Raw genomic sequence first — 7,003 nt, 5'->3', positions numbered from 1 at the left:
AGAATTGAACGAAGAGCTCAAGAAGATCGGCCGTTAGGATAGATGCGGCGGCGGCGATTGTGACCTATGATCGCCGCCGCTTGCGTGAACCGGTCGGGAATGGATCATGACCTTCGAAATTCGTAAAATCGGCGTCGTCGGCTCGGGTCAAATGGGCAGTGGCATCGCGCAGGTGAGCGCCATCGGCGGTTTCGACGTCGTCATGAACGATATTTCCCTGGATCGAATCAACGCGGCCATCGCCAAGATTGACGGCAATCTGAGCCGTCTGGTCGAACGCGACGCCATGACCGCCGCCGAGAAGGCGGCGGCCATCGCGCGCATCAAGCCCGCGCCGGCCTTCAAGGATCTCGGCAACGCCGACCTGGTCATCGAAGCCGCCACGGAAAACGAAGAGATCAAGCGCAAGATCCTCTCCGAAGTTTGCCTGTCGATGAAAAAAGACGCGGTCATAGCGACCAATACGTCGTCGATCTCGATCACGCGTCTCGCTTCGACCACGGATCGCGCCAGCCGTTTCATCGGCATACATTTCATGAATCCCGTGCCGCGCATGCAGCTGGTGGAGCTGATTCGCGGCATTGCGACCGATGACGAAACCTTCGCCGCGGCGCGTGTCTACATCGAGACGCTCGGCAAGACGGTGACCGTCTCGGAAGATTTCCCCGCCTTCATCGTCAATCGCATCCTGCTGCCGATGGTCAATGAGGCGATCTACACGCTTTACGAAGGCGTCGGGACCGTCGACGCCATTGATACAGCGATGCGGCTCGGCGCGAATCACCCCATGGGTCCGCTGCAGCTGGCGGATTTCATCGGCCTCGACACCTGCCTTTCGATCATGCAGGTCCTGCATGAGGGTCTGGCCGATTCAAAATACCGGCCCTGCCCCTTGCTGGTGAAATATGTCGAAGCTGGCTGGCTGGGCCGCAAGACCCAGCGCGGCTTCTACGATTATCGCAGCGGCGCGCCGATCCCGACGCGATAAAACGCCACATCAGAAGGAAAATCACCGGAAAGCCTTCACAAAGGCGTCATCCCCCATATACATTATCCGCATCCGAGATCAGGCTTTTCAAACGAGTCGATTTGCAGGGGGCGGCCAATGATTGGTCAGATGCAGCCGATGCCCGAGCCGGGGTTTCGCCCGGGGCGGGCCGCTTTGTCCCCTGATCCCTTATTCCCCGACTGCGCGCGCGCCGCGCTCCACCCCTGGAAGGGGAGGGCGGCGTGACCGCCGCGTTTCTGCATAGGCGCCAGCGGGCGCCGGTTGCGGAAACTGCGGGCGCCGAAGTTGCGCCCAACACAATTTCTTCTTTTGGATCGGGCGACAGGGCGATGGCGCAAATATTGGCGCGTTCGGTCCCATCCGGTTGCGTCGGTCGAAGCGGGCGGAGGCGCACATGAACGCCCATGTCGCCAATCTCCGTACCCTGGTGCTCAACGCCGACATGCAGCCGGTCAGCTGGGCGCCGCTCTCGATTTGGAGCTGGCAGGACGCGCTTGTCGCCTTGTTGAAGGGCCGGGTCTATCCGGTCGCGACTTATGAAGACGTCGTGGTGCGCTCCGCAAACAAATCCTTCGAAGTTCCCTCGGTCGTCGCCCTCAAGGCCTATCATCGCCGCAAGACCATCGCCTTCACGCGCTATCACGTCTTTTTGCGCGACGAGTTCACCTGCCAATATTGCGGCAGCAAGGCTCTCGCGAAAGATCTGACTTTCGATCACGTCATTCCGCGCTCGAAGGGCGGCCAAACGACCTGGTCCAACATTGTTGCCTGCTGCCAGCGTGACAATCTGCTCAAGGCCGACCTGACGCCCAAGCAGGCCGGCCTGAAGCTGCGGCGCCCGCCCTTCGAACCCAGCCCCTACCAGCTCGACATGATCGCGCGGCGCCTGCCCCAGGCCAATAACGAGCTTCACAAGACCTGGAACGATTTTCTCTATTGGGATTCGGAACTCGATCGCTGATTTTTTGGCGCTTGCGACCGAAATCTTCCGATTGAAAAGCTCGCCGATTTTGCAATTATCCCTACTCGGTGGATTTGCCGCCCGCAGCGCCTGGTTTTTCCGGTTCGAATCGGATTGACAGCAGGACGCGGCGCGAATAACCCCACCGTCCGATGGCCTTCGATCGGCTTGGCCCAGCCGGCGGACGACGACAAGGGGATTCCAAAAGTGGCGAAACCGGAACTCGGCAGTAAACGTCAGTGTCAGAATTGCGGCGTGAAATTTTTCGATCTCAATCGGGATCCCATCCTTTGCCCGAAATGCGGCGCGACCTTCCAGCCGCCAGCCTTGTCGCGCGCCGCAGCCCGCGCCGCCGCGGCGGATGACGAAGAAGCCGAACTGCCTGAGGCCGGCGCGGAAATCGTGTCGCTTGAAGAAGCAGACGCCACGGACGAGAAGGTGGCCGCTGTGGTCGACGACGACGTCGATCTGGGCGACGACGTCGCGGACGACACCTTCCTCGAAGAGGAAGAGGAAGATAACGACGATGTCGCCGATCTCATCGACGGCGATATCGAGAACGACGAAGAGGGCTGAGGCGCCGCTGCCATCCTTCATTCAAGACAAAGCCCGCGTCACAATGGCGCGGGCTTTTCTGCTTTTCAGGCGATGTTTCAGGCCGAATTCGCGAAATTACAGCAAGGTCGCGACGAAATTTTTTCGGCGCGCAAATTTTTGCTGCTCGGCGCCTCTTAGGGCTTGTCCCCTCGCCGCCTTGCCGCTATACACCCGCCCACGCCTCGCCGCGACGCGGTCGCCTTCCCAAAGGCATGAGGTGGAAATGTGGGGCCATAGCTCAGTTGGGAGAGCGCTTCAATGGCATTGAAGAGGTCGTCGGTTCGATTCCGTCTGGCTCCACCAAATCGCTTCCTGCTTGATTGAAATTGTTGTGACGCAGGTCTGGCGTCAAACGTTGCTGTTGCGCCGAATCCGAACAATCAAATCAACGGCGACGACATCGAATCCTTGCGCGTCCGGCAGCTTGAAAAGCGGGATTATCGCCTCGGGCATGTCGAAGAGCAGCTTCGCGTCCTCATCATAGAAGTGGAAGTGCGAGCCTGTATTGGTGTCGTACCAGACCGTCGCGCCATAGAGAGCGACTTCGCGCAGGAGACCTGCCCCGGTGAATTCCTGGAGGCCCGCCTTTACCTCTTTGGTCGTGAGCGGAAGATCCATGGCGCTGGCTTCGCGACTCAGCATCTCGGCGGTGACATGACGGTCGCTCGCCATGAACAAAAGGCTGCACAAGGCGAGCCGCTGAGGCGTGGCGCAGAGGGCCGCCATCTGCAGTTTCGCGCGCATGTGGCGGCGAATCGGATCAAAGCCGTCCGCGCGTTCCTCAAGGTCGCAGCTTTCGCCGCCATCGGTCATTTCCCTGATCATTTCAGGTCGCATCGGCATAACCCCCGCCGCTCGCTCGAAAATATCTGCGACCTTGTTGTTCAAAGGCGCCGATGGCGAGCAAAAAGACATGGGTTAGAACAATTCTAATCTTTCCGGGGTGCGCTTCAGGCCGGGCTGGATTCGCTCTTATCCTTGCGGGGGCGTCTGGATGGAAACAGCGACCGGGCTTCGCCGCGCAAAAGCTTCTTCACGGCGCCGGCCGCGACGATTTCGCCATTATTGACGAAAGCCTCGTGATTGGCCTCGATCTCGTCGAGATCATAGAGGTAATTGACCATGATCGACCCGGATTCGCGCAGTCCCTTGGCGGAAATATCGCCAAGCCAGTTGATTCGCTCGAGCCGCGCGCCATTTCCGAGATGAAACCGAGCCACGGGATCCACGGGCCGTCCATTGGGCGTCTTGGCCTTCAGGAGATATTCCGCAGCGAGCGGCTCCACCACCCGCCGCAAAGCCTCCCGCTTGTCCTCGGCTTCGGTCCAATCCCGATTCGCGAGCAGTTCCCGCAAGGCGGGATCGATCTTCGCAAGGGGCGCGTTCTCGCCTGCCGAAAGCCATTTCAACAGACCTGGAACAGGCGACAAGGTGACAAACTGATCGAGGCGCGGAAGCTCGCGGCGCAATTCCTCGACGACCTGCTTGATCAGGAAATTGCCGAAGGACACGCCCGCCAGCCCCTGCTGGCAGTTCGAAATCGAATAGAAGACCGCCGTGCGCGCCTTTTCGGCGAGTTCATGCGTCCGATCCACCGCGAGCAGGCTCTGGACATTGTCGGGTATCGCGGCGGTGAGGGCGACCTCGACGAAAATCAGCGGCTCGTCGACCAGCGCCGGATGGAAGAACGCGTAACAGCGACGGTCCTGCGGATCGATGCGGCGGCGCAAATCGTCCCAGTCGTGAATCTGGTGAACGGCCTCATAACGGATGATCTTCTCAAGGATATTCGCCGGCGTTCCCCAATCGATGTGGCGCAGGACCAGGAAGCCGGGATTGAACCAGGACGCGAACAAATGCACGAAATCCGCATCAAGCAGGGTTAGATCCGGATTGCCGCGACTGAATTTCAGAAAATCGGCGCGCATGGCGACCAGATCCCGCGTGGCTCCCGGCGCGCGATTGAGCCGGCGGAACAATTCCTGCCGCCGCGGCTCGGTCAGATAGTGCAGCCGCGACGCCGCCGCAGCGTCGGGATTGCTGTCATAGGCGGCGACGGCCTCGTCGAGTTGGTTGAGGTCGGGGCCGAAATCACGCGCCAGGCTTTCGAAAAAATCGCCGCGCATTGCCTCGGGTAGGCGCGCATAGGCGTTCAGGGTCTCACGGGCGATCAGGGCGCCCGTCGCCTCGCCGCGGCCCGAGAGCAGGGCCTCGCAGAGCGACAGCACGTCCGTGGCCGCCACAGGCGCTTCGCCGAGCGACCAGACGCCACGGTCAAGCAGGCTGCGCCCGCGCTCAGCGATGCTCGTCAACAGGTCTGAAAAGAACGCATTGCTCATAAGGGTTCTCTCCCCGTCGTCAGCTCTGGCGCCCCTCCCACGCCGCCGCAAGCGGAACCGGAACGAAACCGGACTCCGCCCCCGCAAATTGGCCGCAGCTCTGCCGACCGCGCCGGAGCAGTCTCAAGCCTAAAGCGCGTGAAATTAAGGCCGGGTTTTCGGCGATCCGCCGTCGCTCATCTCGCGATAAGAACCTGACGGCATTCCGCCGGAAGATTGGCCATGGTGATCGGCGGCTTCGGCTTGGCGTTCGGATTGAGCCTCGGATGGAGGATCGAATCCCTGAACCACCAGTCGAGCGAGGCGTCGCAGCCGTCGCCCAGCGGGACGGGATCCTGCTCCTGGCAGGCGCCGCCTCCATCCGGACAGGCGATCCGCACATGGAAATGGTAATTATGCCCGTAATAGGGGCGCACCCTGTTCAGCCAGGAGCGGTCGCCCGTCGTGTCGCGGCACAAGGCTTTCTTGATCGCGGCGTTGACGAAAATGCGCTCCACGACCGGATCATGCGCCGCCGCCCGGATGATCGCGAGCTGGCCGCGCGTCCAGACCGCGCGATCGACGTCGAGGCCGTCCTGACGCACCATGTTCACAGCCGACATTTCCTCCCGCTCCCGGCGCGACAGCCTGCGGTCCGGCATCGGCGTGAGCCAGATGTCCGCGTCAAGGCCGATCTGATGCGAGGAATGTCCCGTGATCATGGGGCCGCCGCGCGGCTGGGAGATGTCGCCGACGAGTATGCCCGGCCACCCCGCCTCGGCTGGCGCGTGCGAGGAAAGGCGTTCGAGGAACCGGACGAGATTGGGATGCCCCCAGTTGCGGTCGCGCGAGATCCGCATGACCTGCCAGGTTTCGCCATCGACCGGTAGCGCCTTGGCGCCGGCCAGACAGCCGTGGGAGTAAAAGCCGATCGAGCGCGCGGCGAGATCGGCGGGCTCGGTCGCCCGACCGAACAATTCCTTCGCGGGCGTCGCCGGATCGTTGGGATGCGCAAGGGGCGGCAGCGGCTTTGGATCGACCGATCCCTTTTCCTGCGCCCGGGCGGAAAGACTGAGCGGAAGCGCGAGGGACAGCGACGCGAGGAAGCGCAGCACTCGGCGATGGGAGGCTTTTCTCGACCGCATTTCGTCAACCTTTATTTCAGTTCGAACTTTACTGCGCCGCCGGGAGTTGAAATGCTCAATCAACGTCGTTTCAGTTCGAGTTCGCTGGGAGCCTGTGATGCGTAATTTGGCTCAATTCCTTTGCATGTTCGTTACGCTTTTATTCCTTCCGGCCGCCGCCGAGGCGAAAGTGCAGGTTTCGATCGACCTTTCGACACAGACGATGAATGTGCAGGCCTCGAATGGAGAGAGTTATTCCTGGCCGATTTCTTCGGCGCGGGCGGGCTATGTGACGCCGCGCGGCGTCTATTCGGCCAAGAGCCTGCAAGCGATGCACTATTCGAAAAAATATCATAATTCCCCGATGCCGCACTCCATTTTCTTCCGTGGCGGCTACGCGATCCACGGCACCTACGCGACCGCCGCGCTCGGCCGCCCGGCCTCGCATGGCTGCGTCCGCATCTCGCCGGCGCATGCTGCAAAGCTTTATTCCCTGGTGCGGGCGGAAGGCGCGACCATCTCGATCAGCGGATCGCCGCCGCCGAGCCGGCATTTTGCGAGCGAGACTCATCGCCATCAGCGCAACCACCCCCATTATGCGAAGAGCTATCAGGGCGCGCCGTCGCCGGTCATGTCCTACGCGCCGACGCAACATCATGTCGCCACAGGGATTTTCGGCGCGATCATGGGTGAATGAGGATCAGGTCGCGTCGCGCTCGACGCCTTCGTCGAAGCGCAGCTTGAGCACGATGATCAAGGTGTTCAGCGCGATCGTGATCACATTGAAGAGAATGATCGAGACCGACCCGAGCAGGACGCCATAGACCAGCCAGAGGGCGCAGCCGATGACGAAAGTCGCCTGCGTGATCAGGGAGATGGATCTGCCGTCACGGCTGCGTATGAGCTTCAGCGCCTGCGGAGCCCAGCACAAGGTGGTGAGGGTCCCGGCCATGAAGCCGACGATTTCCGTTTCAAACGTCACGCGTTCGTCCTC

At 61.3% G+C, this 7,003-nt stretch carries 8 protein-coding genes and 1 tRNA gene; 5 read left to right on the top strand and 4 right to left on the bottom strand.

What is annotated here, in order from left to right:
* Positions 1-106 precede the first annotated feature (106 nt).
* The 4 genes from QM467_RS17745 to QM467_RS17730 all read left to right on the top strand — a co-directional run bounded on the left by QM467_RS17745 (position 107) and on the right by QM467_RS17730 (position 2,870).
* Entirely contained in the window at positions 107-988 is an 882-nt protein-coding gene (locus QM467_RS17745; RefSeq protein ID WP_283367671.1) for a 3-hydroxybutyryl-CoA dehydrogenase, read from the top strand.
* A gap of 415 nt (positions 989-1,403) precedes the next feature.
* On the top strand, positions 1,404-1,970 hold the full coding sequence (locus QM467_RS17740; protein ID WP_283367670.1) for an HNH endonuclease: 567 nt from the start codon (positions 1,404-1,406) through the stop codon (positions 1,968-1,970).
* Between the two features lie 207 nt (positions 1,971-2,177).
* Entirely contained in the window at positions 2,178-2,546 is a 369-nt protein-coding gene (locus tag QM467_RS17735; protein ID WP_283367669.1) for a TIGR02300 family protein, read from the top strand.
* Between the two features lie 248 nt (positions 2,547-2,794).
* Positions 2,795-2,870: transfer RNA gene (locus QM467_RS17730), tRNA-Ala, on the top strand.
* A 45-nt stretch (positions 2,871-2,915) separates the two neighbouring features.
* On the opposite strand, the gene QM467_RS17725 is transcribed toward QM467_RS17730, so the two are convergent.
* The 3 genes from QM467_RS17725 to mepA all read right to left on the bottom strand — a co-directional run bounded on the left by QM467_RS17725 (position 2,916) and on the right by mepA (position 6,030).
* A complete protein-coding gene (locus QM467_RS17725) occupies positions 2,916-3,455 on the bottom strand; it encodes a transcriptional repressor (protein ID WP_283367668.1) in 540 nt (179 codons plus the stop codon).
* A gap of 62 nt (positions 3,456-3,517) precedes the next feature.
* Complete coding sequence (locus QM467_RS17720) at positions 3,518-4,906, bottom strand: malonyl-CoA decarboxylase (RefSeq protein WP_283367667.1); 1,389 nt, start codon at positions 4,904-4,906, stop codon at positions 3,518-3,520.
* Between the two features lie 176 nt (positions 4,907-5,082).
* Positions 5,083-6,030, bottom strand: a complete 948-nt coding sequence (gene mepA / locus QM467_RS17715; RefSeq protein WP_283367666.1) for a penicillin-insensitive murein endopeptidase — start codon at positions 6,028-6,030, stop codon at positions 5,083-5,085.
* Positions 6,031-6,127: 97 nt separating this feature from the next.
* Here mepA and QM467_RS17710 point away from each other — a divergent pair, with 97 nt between their 5' ends.
* Complete coding sequence (locus QM467_RS17710) at positions 6,128-6,706, top strand: L,D-transpeptidase (RefSeq protein ID WP_283367665.1); 579 nt, start codon at positions 6,128-6,130, stop codon at positions 6,704-6,706.
* Positions 6,707-6,709: 3 nt separating this feature from the next.
* On the opposite strand, the gene QM467_RS17705 is transcribed toward QM467_RS17710, so the two are convergent.
* Complete coding sequence (locus QM467_RS17705) at positions 6,710-6,991, bottom strand: SemiSWEET family sugar transporter (protein ID WP_283367664.1); 282 nt, start codon at positions 6,989-6,991, stop codon at positions 6,710-6,712.
* Between the last annotated feature and the right edge of the window lie 12 nt (positions 6,992-7,003).

It is taken from the genome of Rhodoblastus sp. 17X3 (assembly GCF_030056575.1).
Lineage (GTDB): Bacteria > Pseudomonadota > Alphaproteobacteria > Rhizobiales > Beijerinckiaceae > Rhodoblastus.
The sequence above is the reverse complement of the archived record's forward strand: the minus strand, read 5'-3'. Positions and strand labels throughout refer to the sequence as shown.